This is a genomic window from Micromonospora siamensis (assembly GCF_900090305.1).
GTDB classification, from domain to species: domain Bacteria; phylum Actinomycetota; class Actinomycetes; order Mycobacteriales; family Micromonosporaceae; genus Micromonospora; species Micromonospora siamensis.
On record NZ_LT607751.1, the window covers coordinates 5,368,766 to 5,384,877 of the forward strand.

Sequence of the window (16,112 nt, forward strand, 5' to 3'; positions counted from 1 at the left end):
CCGGCGCCGGTGTTCGGCGGCACCGGCCCGGGCGGTCCGGGCGGCCGGGACGGGCGGGGCCGGTAGGCAGGTCCGGTCGGCGTGCCGGTCCTGCCTCCCCCGCGTCGGGTCCTGCCCGGTCCCGCGGGGCGGCCGGGGAATCCCGGTCCGACCGCCCCACGGGACCGTCGTGCCTCGTGCGTCGCCACAGCGGCGGTCGCACACCCTCCGGGGCCGACCTCGTCCCGGCCGCGGGGCGCAACCGCGGCCGGCCCTCGCCGGTCGGCACCGGGGAGCCGTCGGGCGACGGCGGCGGGTGGGCCGCCGTCGCGGGTGGTGCGGCGCGGCGGGTGCCGCGACCGCGTGGGCGACCGGCGCCGACCACGGCGCCGGCGTGGGTCAGGCGGGCACCGGCGCCGGGGTCGACGCCACCTCCGTCCAGGAGGAGCTCCGCTCGGCGGAGCGGGTGACCGCGTCCAGCACCAGCTGGACCTGCAGCGCCTCCTCGAAGGAGGGGGTCGGGTCGGCGCCGGTGGCGACCGCCTCGACGAAGTCGCGCATCTGGTGGGTGAAGGAGTGTTCGTAGCCGATGATGTGGCCGGGCGGCCACCACGCCGACAGGTACGGGTGCTCCGGTTCGGTGACCAGGATCCGGGTGAAGCCCTGCTCGCCGGCGGGCAGCGTGGCGTCGTGGAACTCCAGCTCGTTGAGGCGTTCCAGGTCGAACACCACGCTGCCGAGCGAACCGTTGATCTCCACCCGGAGGGCGTTCTTGCGGCCGGTGGCGAACCGGCTGGCCTCGTAGGTGGCCAGTGCGCCGCCGTCGAGCCGGGCGACGAAGACCGCCGCGTCGTCGACGGTGACCGGCCCGGTGGCCGGGCCGTGCCCGTCGACGGAGCCGTGCCCGTCCACCGATCCGTGCCCGTCGACCTGGGCGGCCAGGCCGCTGGAGCCGGCCGGCAGGGGGCGCTGCTTGACGAACGTCTCGGTGATCGCGCTGACCCCGCCGATCCGCTGGCCGGTGACGTACTGGGTGAGGTCGATGATGTGGGCGCCGATGTCACCCAGCGCGCCGGACCCCGCCTTGTCCTTCTGCAGCCGCCAGACCAGCGGGAACTGCGGGTCCACGATCCAGTCCTGCAGGTACGCCGCGCGGACGTGCCGGATCACGCCGAGGCGTCCGGCCTCGACCAGCTGCCGCATCAGGGTGACCGCGGGCACCCGGCGGTAGTTGAACCCGCACATCGAGCGCACCCCGGTGGTCCGGGCGGTGGCCGCCGCGGCGGCCATCTCCCGGGCCTCGGCGACCGTGTTGGCCAGCGGCTTCTCGCAGATCACGTGCTTGCCGGCGGCCAGCGCGGCGAGCGCGATCTCGGCGTGGCTGTCCCCCGGTGTGCAGATGTCGACGACGTCGATCTCGTCGGACGTCACCAGGGCCCGCCAGTCCGTGGTCCAGCTGTCCCAGCCGAGCCGGTCGGCGGCGTCGGCGACCTTGCCGGGGTCCCGGCCGCAGATCGTCGACATCCGGACCCGCGCCGGCAGGTCGTAGACCCGGTTCACGGTGCGCCACGCCTGCGAGTGCGCCGCGCCCATGAACGCGTAGCCGACCATGCCGACCCGCAGTTGCCTGTTGTGAGTGGACAAGGGAGGTCTCCCAACCGTGTGTCAGAACCCGAGCTTCAGGTAGTCGCCCGCGTTCTCCTTGGTGATGGTCTCGGAGGCCAGCACGATCTCCTTGGGGACCTGGAGTTCCACCAGGTCGGACATGCCCTTGCCCTGGCCGATCAGCCGGGCCAGCGAGATCGCCGACGAGGCCATCGACGGGCTGTAGGTGACGGTCGCCTTCAGCACCGTGTTGTCGGCCTTGATGTCCTCCATGGCCTTCTTCGAGCCGGCGCCGCCGACCATGAAGAACTCCTTGCGGTTGGCCTGGTTGACCGCCGCGAGGACGCCGATGCCCTGGTCGTCGTCGTGGTTCCAGATCGCGTCGATCTTCGGCAGGGCCTGGAAGAGGCCGGTCGCGGCCTGCTGGCCGGAGTCGGCGGTGAACTCCGCCGGCCGCCGGTTGGCGACCTTCAGCCCGCTGGCCGCCAGGGTGTCGGCGAAGCCCTTCGAGCGTTCCTGGGTCAGCTCCAGCGAGTCGATGCCGGGGATCTCACCGATCACCGGGTTGCTCACGCCCTTGGCCTTGAGCTGCTCGATGATGTACGTCGCGGCGGCGACGCCCATGCCGTAGTTGTCGCCCTTGATCTGCAACCGGTAGGCCTTCGGGTCGGGGAAGGCCCGGTCCAGGTTGACCACCGGGATGCCGGCCTTCATCGCCTCCAGGCCGAAGGCGTTGAGCTCCTTGCCGTCGTGCGGCAGCAGCACGATCACGTCCGGCTTCTGGGAGATCAGGGTGGACAGCGCCGCGCGCTGGGCCGCCGCGTCCGCGCCGGCCTCCACGCTCTGCAGCTTGACGTCCGAGTACGCCCCGGCCTGCGCCTTGGCGTTGTTGGTGATGGCGGCGATCCAGCCGTGGTCGGCTGCCGGGGCGGAGAAGCCGATGGTGACCTGCTTGCCCGGGGCGGCGGCGCCGCCGGAGGAGTTCGCGGCGGCCTTGGTCTGTGCCTCGGTCGGGGTGGCCTCGTTGCTGGTGCACGCGGTGAGCAGGGCACCGGCGCCGAGCGCCGCGGAGCCGAAGAGGATCCGGCGGCGGGACAGGTCGCTTCTGGTTGTCATGTCGACCTCCTGAAATGCGGGTGGGGGGAGCGGAAGAGGGTGTGGTCGTCCCGGCCACCGTCGGTGTGTCGAGGTGGCCGCGGGTTTCGCGGTGATCGGGTACGGGGTGGAGGTGGCTCCTGCTGTCGCGGCGGGTCGGTCGGTGCCGGGGTCAGGCGGTGCTGGCCCGCTTGCCCCCGAACCGGCCGCCCAGGCCCCGGAACTGCACCTGCTGGACCAGGACCGCGGCGACGATGATGCCGCCCTTGACCATGTTCTGGGCCTCGGTGGAGAGCCCGTTGATGGCGAAGAGGTTGGTGATGGTGGAGAAGATGATCACGCCGAGCAGGGAGCCGACGATGGTGCCCCGCCCGCCGGTGAGCAGCGTGCCGCCGATGATCGCGGCGGCGATCGCGTCCAGTTCGTAGAGGTTCGCCATCGCCGCCTGGGCGGAGTTGGCCTGCGCGGTCAGCATGATCGCGGCGATGCCGCAGCAGAGGCCGGAGAGCGCGTAGAGCAGCAGGGTGTGCAGTCGGACGTTGATGCCGGCCAGCCGGGCGGCCTCGGCGTTGCCGCCGACGGCGACCGTACGCCGGCCGAAGGTGGTCCGGTTGAGCAGCACCCAACCGGCCAGCACCACCGCGGCGAGGATGTAGACCAGCAGCGGGATGCCGAGCACGTCGGTGCTGGCGATGCCGTTGATGAACTGGCTGTTGGAGACCTGGGTCTGCTTCTCGGAGATCTGGGCGGCCAGCCCTCGGGCGGCCACCATCATGGCCAGCGTGGCGATGAACGGCACCAGCCGGCCGTAGGAGATCAGCACGCCGTTGACCAGACCCACCGCCAGCCCGACCACCAGCGCGCTGAAGATCATGCCGCCGGCGCCGTAGCTCTGGGTGGCCAGGGTGGTGCACCAGACGCCGGCCAGGGCGACGATCGCGCCGACCGACAGGTCGATGCCGCCGCCGATGATCACGAAGGTCATCCCGACGGTGACCACGCCGACCACCGAGGCCAGCTTGAGGATGGTGAGGGTGTTGCCCCACACCCAGTTCGCGTCCCCGTACAGGTCGGGTCGGGTGGCGATGCCGATCACCACCAGGATGACCAGGGTGGCGAGCAGGCCCAGGTTGCGCCGGGCGCCCTCGCCGCCGTCCCCGCTCCAGAACGGGATCCGGCCGCCCGCCGGGGCCTTCGTCGCGGCGGTGTGCTCGGCGGCCTCGGTCTGTGCCGGGTCGACCGGCGGCGACTGGGCCGGCAACTGCGTCGCCGTGGGTGTCGTGTCGCTCATGCCGGTGCGCCTTCCATCAGGGACCCCGCCATGACGAGGTCGAGGACGGTGTTCTCGTCGAGTTCGTCGGCCGGGGCCTCGCGGACGAGCCGCCCCTCCCGCATGACCAGCACCCGGTCGGCCAGGCCGAGCACCTCCGGCACCTCGCTGGAGACCAGCAGCACCCCGACGCCCTGCTCGGCCAGCCCCCGGATGACCTGGTAGAGCTCGGCCCGGGCACCCACGTCCACGCCCCGGGTGGGCTCGTCGAGCAGCAGCAGCTTCGTGCCGCCGAGCAGCCAACGCCCGACCACCACCTTCTGCTGGTTGCCGCCGGAGAGGGTGCCCACCCGGCGCTGCACGTCCCGGGGCCGCAGCTCCAGGTCGTCGGCGATCCGGGTGGCCTCGGCGCGTTCCCGGCCGGTGTCGGTGAAGCCGAGGCGGGCGTACCGGCCGAAGGTAGCCAGCGTGACGTTGCGGTAGATCGGCTCGCCGAGCAGCAGCGCCTGACTCTTGCGCTCCTCCGGGGCCATCCCCAGGCCGGCCTTCACCGCCGCGCCGACGCTGCCGGCGCGCAGCGCCCGCCCGGCCATCCGTACCGTGCCGGACTCGGCCCGCCGGGCGCCGTAGATCGTCTCCAGCAGCTCGGAGCGGCCGGAGCCGACCAGCCCGGCGATGCCGACGATCTCGCCGGCCCGCACGGTCAGCGACACGTCGGCGAACTCGCCGGCCCGGGTCAGCCCGTCCACCCGGAGCAGTTCGTCGGCCGCCGGCTCGTCGGTCGTGCGGTCCGGGAAGACGTACTCGATGGTCCGGCCGGTCATCCGGGACACCAGGTCGCGGGTGGGGGTGTCGCGCGCCGGCAGGTTCGCCGCGGTGGTCCGGCCGTCCTTGAGTACGGTGACCCGGTCGCCGATCTCGCGGATCTCCTCCATCCGGTGGGAGATGTAGATGACCGCGATGCCCTGCGCGGTGAGTTCCCGGATGATCCGGAACAGGTTGCCCACCTCGTCGTGGGCGAGCACCGCGCTCGGCTCGTCCATGATGATCAGTCGGGCCTCGTGCGAGAGCGCCCGGGCCATGCTCACCACCTGCTTGCCGGCGGCGGGCAACGCCCGGACCATCCGGCCGGGCGGGATCTCGCCGTGCCCGAGCCGGGCCAGGATCTCCCGGGTACGCCGGGCCATCTGGCCGCGCCGGACGAAGCCGGCCACCTTCGGCTCGTGGCCGAGGAACGCGTTCTCCGCCACCGACAGGTCCTCGACCAGGTCGAGTTCCTGGTAGATGGTGGCGATGCCGGCGCGCATGGCGGCCTGCGGGTTGGCGAAGCTCACCGGCTGGCCGCGCCACTCGACGGTCCCCGAGTCCGGTCGGTGCACCCCGGCAAGCACCTTGATCAGGGTGGACTTGCCGGCGCCGTTCTGGCCGAGCAGGCAGTGCACCTCCCCTGCCCGCACCTCCAGCTGCACCCCGTCCAGCGCCCGTACGCCGGGGAAGGTCTTGACCACGTCGGTGAGGCGCAGCACCACCTCGCCCGGGACGGCGTCGGCGGGCTTGTCGGATGCGCTCATGATGCCTCCCCGAAGGCGACGTCGCTGGCGAGGACGGCGGCGCCGGCCACCCCGGCCCGGCCGCCCAGTTCGGAGAGGACCACCGGCAGGTTTCCGGTGGCCAGCGGCAGCGAGCGCCGGTACACCACACTGCGAATCTCGGCGAGCAGGATGTGCCCGAGCTGGGCCAGCCCGCCACCGATCACGATCATCGACGGGTTGGTGAAGCTGACCAGGCCGGCCAGCACGCCGCCGACCCGCCGGCCGCCGTCGCGGATCAGCTGGATGCAGGTCACGTCGCCCTCGCCGGCGCCCTCGGCGACGTCCAGGGCGGTCAGCCCGTTCCGCCCGGCCAGCCGCTCGGCCAGCGCCGGGGAGAGGCCGCTGCGCGCGGCGGCGGTCGCCTCGCGGGCCAGGGCCGCGCCGCTGAACAGCGCCTCCAGGCAGCCGATGTTGCCGCACGAGCACATCGGACCGTTGGCGTCGACCTGGATGTGGCCGATGTCCCCGGCGCAGCCATCGGTGCCCCGGTAGACCTCGCCGCTGAGGTAGATGCCGCAGCCGATGCCGGTGCCGATCTTCACGAAGAGGAAGTCGTCCACCGAGTGGGCCACGCCGCCGTGCCGCTCGCCGATGGCCATGATGTTGACGTCGTTGTCGACCACAGCCGGGCAGCCGTGCTCCCGGGTGAGCAGCTCACGCACCGGGAACCGGTCCCAGCCCGGCATGATCGGCGGGGAGACCGGCACCCCGTCGCGGAAGCTCACCGGCCCGGGCACGCCGATGCCGACCGCGTCGAGCCGCTCGTACGCGCCGTCCACCTTGGCCTTGTGCAGCAGGTCGTTGACCCGTTGCAGGGTGACCTTCGGGCCGGAGCGGATGTCGGCGGGCTCGGCATACGCCGCGATCGGCTCCAGCCGGCCGTTGACCACCTCGACGTCGATCGAGCTGGCACCCAGGTCCACCGCGGCGAACCGCAGGTGCGGGCTCAACTCGACCAGGGTGGAGCGTCGCCCACCCCGGGACGCGGCCAGCCCGGCCTCGGCGACGTAGCCGAGGCTCACCAGCCGTTCCAACTCGGCGAGCAGGCGCGGGCGGGGCATCTGCAACCGGTCACCGAGCTCTGCCCGGGACACCGCCCCTTCGTCGCGGAGCAACCGCAACAGCCGCACGTGCAGGGGGTCCTCCGTCCGCACGGGACTCACCTCCGCATCGGGGTCGTTCACATCGACGCAATGGCGATGTGTCGTGTCCGACACAGTAGGAGCCTTCCGTGCCGCCTGTCCAGAGCTTCAACCAATCTGACGCAAACTTTTGTACGCGCGAACAAAAGCTATGAGTTGATCTAGAAAAGGTGCAGGGCGCTGGGTCTTCGCAGGTCAGGGTGCCTCTCTGCGTCTCCGCGCCCCCGCGCCGGCCCGACCGGCAGCCCAAGATCGCTCCAGATTGCGGCACTTCCCGCGCCTGCGGAGCCGGGAGGAACCCACCTGGGGCAACCCGTCGACCGGTGCCGCTCGACGTGGCGCACGACGCTTCCGACCACCCCACAGCCCTTGTCCGACCCCCCTCGGTCGGCGCCGCTCGACCGGCACCCGCACGCCGGCCAAGATCAATCCGACATGCCGCGATCGGTCGCTTCACTCACTCCGGAAGGGCCCGTTTGCCGCAACCTGCGGGCCGAGGACTCGGCGAGGGACCGTTTCGCCGCGATCCGGGCCCAGGCGACAGGCCAACTTGCCGTCCGCACCCGAACACGACAGGTCCCCCGCCGGGGCGGACGAGGGTCCGTCGACGCCTACAGACTTGAGAGCGTGGATGACTCACCGGGCCCGCCGGGGCCACTCTCCCGTCGGTACGACCGTGGCCCGGCCCGACAGCACAGCCGCCCTACGGCCACCCTGGTCGTCGTGCCACCCGCGTGAGGGCGACAGCGGTGGGCGGACAGGACGGGCACCGACGGGTGGGTGAGTCGTTCGTGCTCTCAAGTCTGTAGGCACCGGGAGCAACCACCGGGCGAGGCACCGGCGTGAGGGGTGCGAACCAGTGCCGATCCCCTTCCGCAGGCCGGGGCGGCGGAGACGGACCGCGGACCAATCCGCGGCCGGCGCGGCGGAAACGGACCGCGGACCAATCCGCGGCCGGTGCGGCGGAAACGGACCGCGGACCCAATCCGCGGCCGGTGCGGCGAAACCGCGGGCCGAAGCCCCGGCCGGCCGGATACGCGGGCCGACGCCCCGGCCGGCCGGCTGCGCGGGCGGGCGGGCGGAGACGACGATCGCCCCGCCGCGGGGAGGGCGGCGGGGCGATCGGGGCGTACCCGGGCGGGTCAGCGACCGGCGGCGGCGTTGCGCTTCTTGCGCAGCTTGCGGTCGTCGCGCAGCTCGACGTAGGGCTCCTGGTCGGCGGGGTGGCCCGCGGAGATGGCCCGGCCACGTTCCAGCTCGGCGTCGAACTCGGCACCGAGCAGGATGGCGATGTTGCTCAGCCACAACCAGACCAGGAAGACGATCACGCCGGCGATGGCGCCGTACGTCTTGTTGTACGAGGCGAAGTTGCTGACGTAGAGGGCGAACAGGCCAGAGACCAGCAGCCAGATCACCACGGCGAGGATGCCGCCCGGGCTGACCCAGCGGAAGCCGCCGTGCCGGGCGTTGGGCGACGCCCAGTAGAGGATCGCGAACATCAGGCTGACCAGGATCAGCAGCACCGGCCACTTGGCGATGTTCCAGACCGTGACGGCGGCTCCACCGGCGCCGATGGCCTGGCCGGCCTGCTCGGCGAGGCTGCCGGTGAACACGACGATCACCGCGCTGGCCAGGAGCAGCACGCCGATCACGGCGGTGATCCCGATCCGGATCGGCAGGGTCTTCCAGATCGGCCGGCCCTCCGGCACGTCGTAGATCGAGTTGGAGGCGCGCATGAAGGCGGCGATGTAGCCGGAGGCGGACCAGAAGGCGGCGAGCAGACCGATGACGGCGGCGACGCTGGCCAGCCCGCCGGACGCGCCGGCTTGGTCGATGGCACCGCTGATGATCTGCCGGATGCTGCCGTCCGGCACCACCTCGTTCACGGTGTCCTGGACGCCGTTCGTGGCCCGCGTGCCGAGCAGGCCGAGCAGGGAGATCAGCACCAGCAGGCCGGGGAAGATGGAGAGCACCCCGTAGTAGGTCAGCGCCGCCGCCCAGTCGGTGAGGCTGTCGTCCTGGAACTCCTTGACGGTGCGGCGCAGCGCCGCCTTCCACCCGGAGCCGGGCAGCTCGGTCGGGCTGTCCGGGCCCTCGTCGGGACCGGCCGGGCCGGAGCGGACGGCGCCCCTGTCGGACCGGCCGGCTCGAACGGGGTCGTCGTGGTGGCGGTCGGCCGGAATGGGGTCGTCGTGGTGGCGGCTGGCTGGAACGTCGTCGTCGTGCCGGCCGGCACCGACGACGTCGCCGGGGCGCCGATCGGTGGCGGTCGTGCTGCCGGGCTCGTCCCGGTCGCGCCCGTCGCGGGCGGAAGACTCGTCGGAGGCCATCGCCCCTCCTCACTCGTCGGCGGTGTCCCCCTGCTCATGCCCCATCGGGGTCCGCCGCTAACTTTTCGAGCGGGACAGGAGTCCGCCGTCACCGGTAGAGCAGCCGCTGCATCCGGCGGGCGGCCACGCCCAGCCCCAGCCCGGTCGCGACCAGCAGGTAGAGCACGTCGGGCAGCCAGGACCAGCCGCCCTCCCCGAGGGTGATGCCCCGGATCAGGTGCACCGAGCGGTAGAGCGGGGTCACCTCGACCAGCCAGCGCAGCACCGCCGGGTACGCCTCGGCGGGCACGAACGTGCCGGAGAAGAGGAAGAGGGTGAACTGGGCCGAGCCCAGCAGGTCGAAGTCCTGCCAGCTGCGCATCAGGGTGGCCACGACCATGCCCAGCGCACCGAAGGCGAAGCCGACCAGCACGGCGGCCGGCAGCGCCACGGCGGCCCGCCCGGCCGTGGTCAGCCCCATCGCCACCATCACCACCAGGAACGCCGCCGAGTAGGCGGTGCCCCGGACCATCGCCCAGGCCAGCTCGCCGAGGGCGATCTCGAACGGCCGGACCGGGGTGGCGATCATGCCGTCGTAGAGCTTGAGGTATTTCATCTTGCCGAAGAAGTTGAACGTGGTCTCGGCCAGCGCCCCGGTCATCGCCGACGAGGCGAGCATCGCCGGGGCGACGAACGCCGCGTACGACACGACAGCGCCGCCGGGCAGCGTCAGGTCGCCGACCAGCGCGCCGACCCCGACGCCGATGGAGAACAGGTAGAGCAGCGGCTCGACGAAGCCGGACAGCAGCAGCACCCAGTAGAGCGGGCGCAGGCTGGCCAGGTTCCGCTCGACCACCGACGCGGACCGACGGGAGGCGGCCGGCAGGTCGAGCAGCCGGGGCAGGGCGAGGGCGATCACGGGCGCCTCTCTAGACGACGAGCCGGCGACGGAAGCCCCGCAGCGCGAGCAGCCAGCCGGCCACCGCCCACACCGCGAGGTAGAGCAGGTGCCCGGTCACCGACCAGGCCGGCGCCACCCCGAGCGTGGCGGCCCGGCACAGGTCGACGCCGTGCCAGAGCGGGGTGGCGTACGCGAACCAGCGCAGCACCGTCGGCAGCGACTCGACGGGGAAAAACACCCCGGCGAAGAGGCTCATCGGGATCACCGCGAAGCGGAACAGCAGGGCGAGGTAGGTGTCGCTGGACACGGCCGAGGCGTACCCGAAGGTGGGTGCGGCGACGGCCAGGCCGAGCAGCGCGACCACCGGGAGCACGGCGAGCGCCCAGGGCGAGCGGACCGCCCCGAACAGGGTCACCACCAGCAGGAACGCGGCGCTGCTGGTGATCACCCGGAACAGCACGAAGGCGAGGTGACCGGTGAGCACGTCACCGATCCGCAGCGGCGCGGCGACCTGCGCGAAGTACGTCTTGATCCACTGGAAGTTGCTGAACACCGGCCAGGTCGACTCGCTGATCGCCACCTGGAGGGCGGTCGAGGCGATCAGGCCGGGCACGATCCAGTACAGGTAGCGCACCCCGCCGACGCCCTGGTCGACGTAGGCCCCGACGCCGAACCCGAAGCCGACCACGCTCAGCACCGGCAGCAGGAACGACGAGAAGACCCCGCCGCGCCACGTCCGCCGGTAGCCGACCAGGTAGTGCGCCAGCACCGCCAGCGCCGGCACCCTGGGCAACGCCGGCCGGGCCTGTTCCCGGGCCAGCTCCGTCACGCTCACCGCCCCACCCCCGTCCGTCTCACCACGACCTTCCTACCCCGGGGGTACGACAGACCGCCGGCAACCCTACGGCGGGCGTCGAGAGGTGTCGCAGGGATTTCGGCAGGATCAGCCGTCACCGTCGCCGGCGCCGACCGCGCAGCGGTCTTCTCCCAGCGTCATCGAACCGGCCGAGGACATCCGTCCGCCGCCACAACCCGTCGATGACAAAGCCCGCCCAGATAAGGCCTATCGCCGGCAGGCCCAGGGCGTACTCGTAGCGGGGCATGAAGAGCGCGGCGACGGCCATGGGATAGGCGACCAGGGAGACCGCCTTCAAATACCACGGGACGGCACGCCAGAGAATCGCCCGCACCAGCAGCACGACCCACCACGCGGACAGACCGAGCACCACCGGCCACAGCGGAACGTCGCCAAAAGCCTCACTCAGATGCTGGGAAACCATGGGGTGGGTCCATCCTTCCCGCCGTGCGACACCTCCGCCGGACTGCCGTCAGCGGTCACCTCCCACACCGTACGAGGGCGGGCGTAACCGACCTGGGAACCACCCGACGATGAGATCCGACTCAGGCCCGCTCAGCCAGCGCTGCACCCGTAGTGTCCGCCCGTACCAGTCGACCAGACCGGTGCGCAGTTCCTCCCGGGCATCGCCCGGGTCGGGGTCGGCCCGGTCGCTGAACCACCAGTAGTCGCCGGCCCGGCGCGGTCCCCCGTTCGCGGGAACGAGCGTCATGTCGACGGACACCTCCCGTAGACCGTCGCCGCGCGGCGAGTCGTCGAGTTCGACGTACAGATAGCCAGTCGCGCCGTCGTCCGCACGCACCTCGGCCACTCGCCGGTCGAACTCCCAGATCGGGTCCGCTGCCATCTCTCCACACCTCCCGTCGCCCGCTCCTGGTCGAGACGGTTCACCACTGGCGGCGGACCGTCGCCTTCGGGCCGGTCACCAGGCTCGCCGGCGGGACGTCGTCGGCCACCACCGCGCCCGCGGCGATCACCGCGTCCCGGCCGATGCTCACCCCGGGCAGGATCGTGGCCCCCGCGCCGATCCACACGTTCTCCGCCACGTCGATCGGCGCGCCGGTGAGATAGAGCCGCCGCTCCCCGGGATCGACCGGGTGGCCGTTGGTGATGAAGGTGACCTTCGGGCCGATCATCACCCGCTCCGCGAGCCGGATGCCGGCGTAGTCGAGGAACGTGCAGTTCTGGTTGATGAAGACCCGTTCGGCGATGTCGAGTCGCAGGCCGTGGTCGGTGTAGAAGGGCGGGTAGATCGTCACCCGGGCGGGCAGCGGCCTGCCGAGGATCTGCGCGAACAGCTCCGCCTTGCCGGCCTCGTCGTCGAAGGGCAGGGAGTTGAGGCGGGTGGTCAGCTCGGTGACCTCCAGGACCCGCTCGGCCATCGCCTGGAACTCCGGACTGTGGATCCGCATGAAGCGGTCGCTGGACACGTGCAGCCCTCCTGGGTGTGCTCGCCGATCAGGCCCGTGCCGCCGGTCCCGCGGCGGGCAGCGTGCCGGCGGCGTACTCGGAGAAGATCTCGTCGAGGACGCGGAACGCGTCCGGGTCGTCGGCGCCGTCGACGGCCCGGGCGCAGGCGGTCAGCGTCTTCCACAGGGCCCAGCCGCGCCCGCGCGCCCAGCTCGCCGCGTCGACGGGTAGCCGGCCGCGGAAGGCCTGCCGGCCCTCGGCGGTCAGCAGTGTCCAGGCCACCGCCAGGTCGCAGGCCGGGTCGCCGACGCCGCAGGTGCCGAAGTCGATGACGGCAGCCAACTCCCCGCCGTCGAGCAGCAGGTTGCCCTGGGCCACGTCGCCGTGGAACCAGCGCTCCACACCGTCCCAGGGTGCGTCCAGCGCGCCGGCCCAGATCTCCCGGGCCAGGTTGGTGTCGACGTGGCCGTCCAGGGCCGCGAGCGCACGCCGGGCCAGATCGTCGTACGTCTTCAGGGTGCCGCCCCGGAACCAGTTGTGCAGGCCGGGACGCGGGCCGTCGGTGGGGTCCACGGTTCGCAGGGCGACCAGGAACCGGGCCAGGTCGTCGGCGAACCGCACCGGGTCGGCGATCCGGTCGGCCCGCGCCGGCTCGCCGTCGACCCACCGGTAGACCGACCACGGGTACGGGTATCCCGCGCCCGGTTCGCCCTTCGCCAGCGGAACGGGGACCGGCAGCGGAAGTCTGGCGGCGAGCACCGGAAGCCACCGGTGTTCCTTCTCGATCGCCAGGGCGTAGGGGGCGGCGCTGGGCAGCCGCACGGACAGCTCCTGGCCGAGGTGGAACGTCCAGTTGTCCCAGCCACCGTCGGCGACCGGCTCGACCGGGAGGCCGGCCCATCGCGGGAACTGGTCGGCGACGAGCTGCCGCACCTGCGCCGCGTCGACGGCGACGCGGTCGGGCACGGGGCCGAGCTGCGGTGTGTCGGTCACCGGGACATCCTCGCCCGTCGAGGCTCCGAACGGGTGCCCGCCGCCGCGAGAGCGGCACACCTGCGGCAGGTCGGGGCATCAGCCCGACGGGAAGGACCGACTTGCCGCCCGGCGCGATGGGCCCCTCGGCGTGGGGCCCGAGGTGCGGCATACCGGGTCGCGGTCCTGCGATGGCCGCACCCTACGACCGGGCGGGAAGGGCGGCGACGAACGCGCGCCAGGCCGCGGGGGCGAAGGCCAGCGCCGGGCCGGCCGGGTCCTTCGAATCGCGTACGGCCACCACGCCGGGAAGATTGTCGGCCACCTCCACGCAGGCACCACCGCTGCCGTTGCTGCGAGTGCTCTTGCGCCACCGGGCGTCGTTCAGGTCCATGTCTCCGCCACTTCCGCGATCAGGTCGAGGGACTGCTGCTGCGATAGTGCCTCACCACGGATCGACTCCCACACCTCGACCATCTGCCGCAGGTACTCGGCGCGATCGATCACCTGTCCGTGGCGCTGTCCCTCCAGGTAGACCACGTCCTCTCCGGCTGGCGAGGTAGCGATCACGAAGGGGCCGTCGAGCCCAGGGTAGGCACCCGCCGAGAGTGGCACGACCTGGATTCGAACCCTGGGCAGAGCCGACCCCAGCTTCACGAGGTGTCGCAACTGCTCGCGCATAACCTCCGAGCCGCCGATTCGGCGGCGCAGCACTTGTTCGTCGACCACCGTGGTGAGTAGCGGCGGCCTGTTCCTGGTGAGCACCGCCTGACGATCGATCCGTGTGGTTACCTGCTGCTCTATCTCGTCCAAGCCGAACAGCCCCGCCGCGTCCAGGATGGCCTGGGCATACGCTTCGGTCTGCAGAAGGCCCGGCACGTAGAGCGGCTCGAACCAGCGAAGCGCAGTCGCCTCTGCCTCGATGCCCGTCCAGTCACGCACCCACGGCACCACGGTCTCCCGGCTGATCCGGCGCTGGATCCGCTCGAACCGCCCGTCCGCCCCGAACACCGCGTCGCAGCGGCGGGCGAAGTCGAGGCTGGGCCGGCGTTCGCTGGTCTCCACCTTGGCCACCAGCGCCCCGGAATAGCTCAGCGCCTCGGCCAGCGCCGCCTGGGACATGCCGCCACCGGCCCGGGCCAGCCGCAGCTCCTCGGCGAAGTGGTCCAGCATCGACGAGCTCTCCACGGACAGCCTCCGTACATCCTCGTACCGGCTTGCGCCGACCGGTATACGCGCTGGTCGTCGGCGCGCGGGACCTCCCACGGTAGTCGTGTCCTCAGCAGACTGTCACGCAGCGGAACCGCTCACGGGATCTCGACGGCGGGCGGAACCAGGCCGGGGTGTCCTGCGGGCCGGCGGACGCAGGACACCCCCTCACCCACTCGACGGAGGTCCACCCGATGCGGATCAGGTTCTGGCGGTGCCGCCCGACGGCACCCGCCCCGCTCCCCCGGCGTACGCGCAACGATCGTCCGGCGTGGGCGACCGCCCCGACGGAGGTGTTCCCGGTCGACCGGCCGGGGCGTCCGGGGCGGCTGACCCGGGCCCAGGAGTGGCGGGCCAACGGCGGCCACCGACTGCCGTCGCCGCGCCGACCGGGTGGCGCAGAGGATCCGCGCTGATGCCGCGTTACCGGCCGCACGTGGCGGCCCGGCCGGGGTGGCGCTGCCGGGTGTGCGGCGCCGGGTGGCCGTGCTCGGCGGCCCGGCTGGCGCTGCTCGCCGAGTACCGCGAGGACCGGACCGCGCTGCTGATCTATCTGGGCACGCTGCTGGCCGAGGCGACGGTCGACCTGGCCGGGCAGTGCCCGCCGGACCGGTTGGCCGATCGGATCCTCAACTGGGCCCGGTCACGCTGACCACACCTCAGTCGACGAGGGTGCGGCCGGTGAGCTGGAGGAAGACGTCCTCCAGGCTGCTGCGCCGCACCAGCACGCTGGCCGGTTGCAGACCCAACCCGGTCACCTCCTCGACCGCCGCGTCACCGTCGGGGACGTAGAGCAGGATCCGGTCGGGCAGCACCTCGACCCGCTCGGCCAGGCCCTCCAGCTTGCCGGCGAACGCCTCCTGCGACTCGGCCGCGAAGCGCAGCTCCACCACCTCGCGGGTGGAGTGCTCCTCGATCAGCGCGCGGGGCGAGCCCTCGGCGACGATCCGGCCGCCGTCCATCACCACCAGGCGGTCGCAGAGCTGCTCGGCCTCGTCCATGTAGTGGGTGGTGAGGACCAGGGTCACGCCCTGCCGCTTGAGCCGGAACAGCCGCTCCCAGACCAGGTGACGGGCCTGCGGGTCCAGGCCGGTGGTCGGCTCGTCGAGCAGCACGATCTCGGGCTCGTTGACCAGTGCGCGGGCGATGGTGAGCCGCCGCTTCATCCCGCCGGAGAGCGGCTCCACCTTGCTGTCGGCCCGCTCGGTGAGCTGGACGAAGTCGAGCAGCTCGGCGGCGCGCTGCCGGGCCACCTTGCGCGGGATGCCGAAGTAGCGGGCGTAGGTGGTCAGGTTCTCCCGGACGGTCAACTCGGGGTCGAGGCTGTCCACCTGGGGGCAGACGCCGAGCCGGGCGCGGATGGCCGGCCCGTCGCGGACCGGGTCCATCCCGAGGATGCGCAGCTCGCCCCCGGTCGGCGGGGAGACGCAGCCGACCATCCGCATGGTGGACGACTTGCCGGCGCCGTTGGGGCCGAGGAAGCCGAACGCCTCGCCCGGGCGCACCTCGACGTCGATGCCGGCGACGGCGGTGAAGTCGCCGAACCGCTTCACCAGCCCCCGGGCCTGGATGAGTGGCTGTCCTGTGGTCACCGGCCGACCCTAGCCCCGGGCTACGACACGTTCGACCCGATTCGGGCCCGGCCGCCGACCTCAGCCCTCGTCACGGACCGTAGCGAAGTAACGGAAAGTGACAAGACCAACGCGCAGCCATGACCCGGGCCACACCGTCGCCCTGCGTGCCGGTACCATCACTCGCAGGGCGTAAGAGAC

At 72.3% G+C, this 16,112-nt stretch carries 16 protein-coding genes; 1 reads left to right on the forward strand and 15 read right to left on the reverse strand.

Features of this window, described 5'->3' with window-relative positions; translation table 11 throughout:
* Nucleotides 1–378: 378 nt before the first annotated feature.
* From GA0074704_RS24415 to GA0074704_RS24480, 14 genes are all read right to left on the reverse strand, one after another.
* Entirely contained in the window at nt 379–1,590 is a 1,212-nt protein-coding gene (locus GA0074704_RS24415; protein ID WP_172880981.1) for a Gfo/Idh/MocA family protein, read from the reverse strand.
* A 54-nt stretch (nt 1,591–1,644) separates the two neighbouring features.
* Nucleotides 1,645–2,700: a substrate-binding domain-containing protein gene (locus GA0074704_RS24420; RefSeq protein WP_088972652.1), complete on the reverse strand. Its 1,056-nt coding sequence runs from the start codon at nt 2,698–2,700 to the stop codon at nt 1,645–1,647.
* 151 nt (nt 2,701–2,851) lie between these two features.
* Nucleotides 2,852–3,970, reverse strand: a complete 1,119-nt coding sequence (locus GA0074704_RS24425; RefSeq protein ID WP_088972653.1) for an ABC transporter permease — start codon at nt 3,968–3,970, stop codon at nt 2,852–2,854.
* Complete coding sequence (locus GA0074704_RS24430) at nt 3,967–5,520, reverse strand: sugar ABC transporter ATP-binding protein (protein WP_088972654.1); 1,554 nt, start codon at nt 5,518–5,520, stop codon at nt 3,967–3,969. Before GA0074704_RS24430 ends, GA0074704_RS24425 begins: the two co-directional genes overlap by 4 nt.
* Complete coding sequence (locus tag GA0074704_RS24435; protein WP_088972655.1) at nt 5,517–6,695, reverse strand: ROK family protein; 1,179 nt, start codon at nt 6,693–6,695, stop codon at nt 5,517–5,519. The genes GA0074704_RS24430 and GA0074704_RS24435 overlap by 4 nt, the downstream gene beginning before the upstream one ends.
* A gap of 1,130 nt (nt 6,696–7,825) precedes the next feature.
* Entirely contained in the window at nt 7,826–9,013 is a 1,188-nt protein-coding gene (locus GA0074704_RS24440; RefSeq protein ID WP_231926671.1) for a YihY/virulence factor BrkB family protein, read from the reverse strand.
* Nucleotides 9,014–9,101: 88 nt separating this feature from the next.
* Nucleotides 9,102–9,911: an ABC transporter permease gene (locus tag GA0074704_RS24445; protein WP_088972656.1), complete on the reverse strand. Its 810-nt coding sequence runs from the start codon at nt 9,909–9,911 to the stop codon at nt 9,102–9,104.
* Between the two features lie 10 nt (nt 9,912–9,921).
* Nucleotides 9,922–10,722, reverse strand: a complete 801-nt coding sequence (locus tag GA0074704_RS24450; RefSeq protein WP_088972657.1) for an ABC transporter permease — start codon at nt 10,720–10,722, stop codon at nt 9,922–9,924.
* Nucleotides 10,723–10,843: 121 nt separating this feature from the next.
* Entirely contained in the window at nt 10,844–11,173 is a 330-nt protein-coding gene (locus GA0074704_RS24455; protein WP_088972658.1) for a hypothetical protein, read from the reverse strand.
* A 48-nt stretch (nt 11,174–11,221) separates the two neighbouring features.
* Entirely contained in the window at nt 11,222–11,596 is a 375-nt protein-coding gene (locus GA0074704_RS24460; protein WP_088972659.1) for a hypothetical protein, read from the reverse strand.
* A 40-nt stretch (nt 11,597–11,636) separates the two neighbouring features.
* Nucleotides 11,637–12,179: a DapH/DapD/GlmU-related protein gene (locus GA0074704_RS24465; RefSeq protein ID WP_172880762.1), complete on the reverse strand. Its 543-nt coding sequence runs from the start codon at nt 12,177–12,179 to the stop codon at nt 11,637–11,639.
* Nucleotides 12,180–12,207: 28 nt separating this feature from the next.
* Nucleotides 12,208–13,152 (reverse strand): aminoglycoside phosphotransferase family protein, encoded by a 945-nt coding sequence (locus GA0074704_RS24470; RefSeq protein WP_088972660.1) that lies wholly within the window; start codon nt 13,150–13,152, stop codon nt 12,208–12,210.
* A gap of 181 nt (nt 13,153–13,333) precedes the next feature.
* A complete protein-coding gene (locus GA0074704_RS24475) occupies nt 13,334–13,525 on the reverse strand; it encodes a DUF397 domain-containing protein (RefSeq protein WP_088972661.1) in 192 nt (63 codons plus the stop codon).
* Nucleotides 13,516–14,319: a helix-turn-helix domain-containing protein gene (locus tag GA0074704_RS24480; RefSeq protein ID WP_231926672.1), complete on the reverse strand. Its 804-nt coding sequence runs from the start codon at nt 14,317–14,319 to the stop codon at nt 13,516–13,518. The genes GA0074704_RS24475 and GA0074704_RS24480 overlap by 10 nt, the downstream gene beginning before the upstream one ends.
* Before the next feature lie 436 nt (nt 14,320–14,755).
* Between GA0074704_RS24480 and GA0074704_RS24485 the strand changes: the two genes are divergently transcribed.
* Nucleotides 14,756–14,992, forward strand: a complete 237-nt coding sequence (locus GA0074704_RS24485) for a flavin reductase (protein WP_088972662.1) — start codon at nt 14,756–14,758, stop codon at nt 14,990–14,992.
* Between the two features lie 7 nt (nt 14,993–14,999).
* Here GA0074704_RS24485 and GA0074704_RS24490 read toward each other — a convergent pair whose 3' ends face one another.
* Entirely contained in the window at nt 15,000–15,932 is a 933-nt protein-coding gene (locus tag GA0074704_RS24490; protein ID WP_088972663.1) for an ABC transporter ATP-binding protein, read from the reverse strand.
* Nucleotides 15,933–16,112: the final 180 nt, after the last annotated feature.

What these genes read in the sequence shown, in the direction of transcription:
- GA0074704_RS24430 (WP_088972654.1), bottom strand. Translation starts at nt 5,520, where the DNA reads ATGAGCGCATCCGACAAGCCCGCCGACGCCGTCCCGGGCGAGGTGGTG.
- GA0074704_RS24485 (WP_088972662.1), top strand. Translation starts at nt 14,756, where the DNA reads ATGCCGCGTTACCGGCCGCACGTGGCGGCCCGGCCGGGGTGGCGCTGC.
- GA0074704_RS24425 (WP_088972653.1), bottom strand. Translation starts at nt 3,970, where the DNA reads ATGAGCGACACGACACCCACGGCGACGCAGTTGCCGGCCCAGTCGCCG.
- GA0074704_RS24440 (WP_231926671.1), bottom strand. Translation starts at nt 9,013, where the DNA reads ATGGCCTCCGACGAGTCTTCCGCCCGCGACGGGCGCGACCGGGACGAG.
- GA0074704_RS24415 (WP_172880981.1), bottom strand. Translation starts at nt 1,590, where the DNA reads ATGGTCGGCTACGCGTTCATGGGCGCGGCGCACTCGCAGGCGTGGCGC.
- GA0074704_RS24475 (WP_088972661.1), bottom strand. Translation starts at nt 13,525, where the DNA reads ATGGACCTGAACGACGCCCGGTGGCGCAAGAGCACTCGCAGCAACGGC.
- GA0074704_RS24455 (WP_088972658.1), bottom strand. Translation starts at nt 11,173, where the DNA reads ATGGTTTCCCAGCATCTGAGTGAGGCTTTTGGCGACGTTCCGCTGTGG.
- GA0074704_RS24460 (WP_088972659.1), bottom strand. Translation starts at nt 11,596, where the DNA reads ATGGCAGCGGACCCGATCTGGGAGTTCGACCGGCGAGTGGCCGAGGTG.
- GA0074704_RS24420 (WP_088972652.1), bottom strand. Translation starts at nt 2,700, where the DNA reads ATGACAACCAGAAGCGACCTGTCCCGCCGCCGGATCCTCTTCGGCTCC.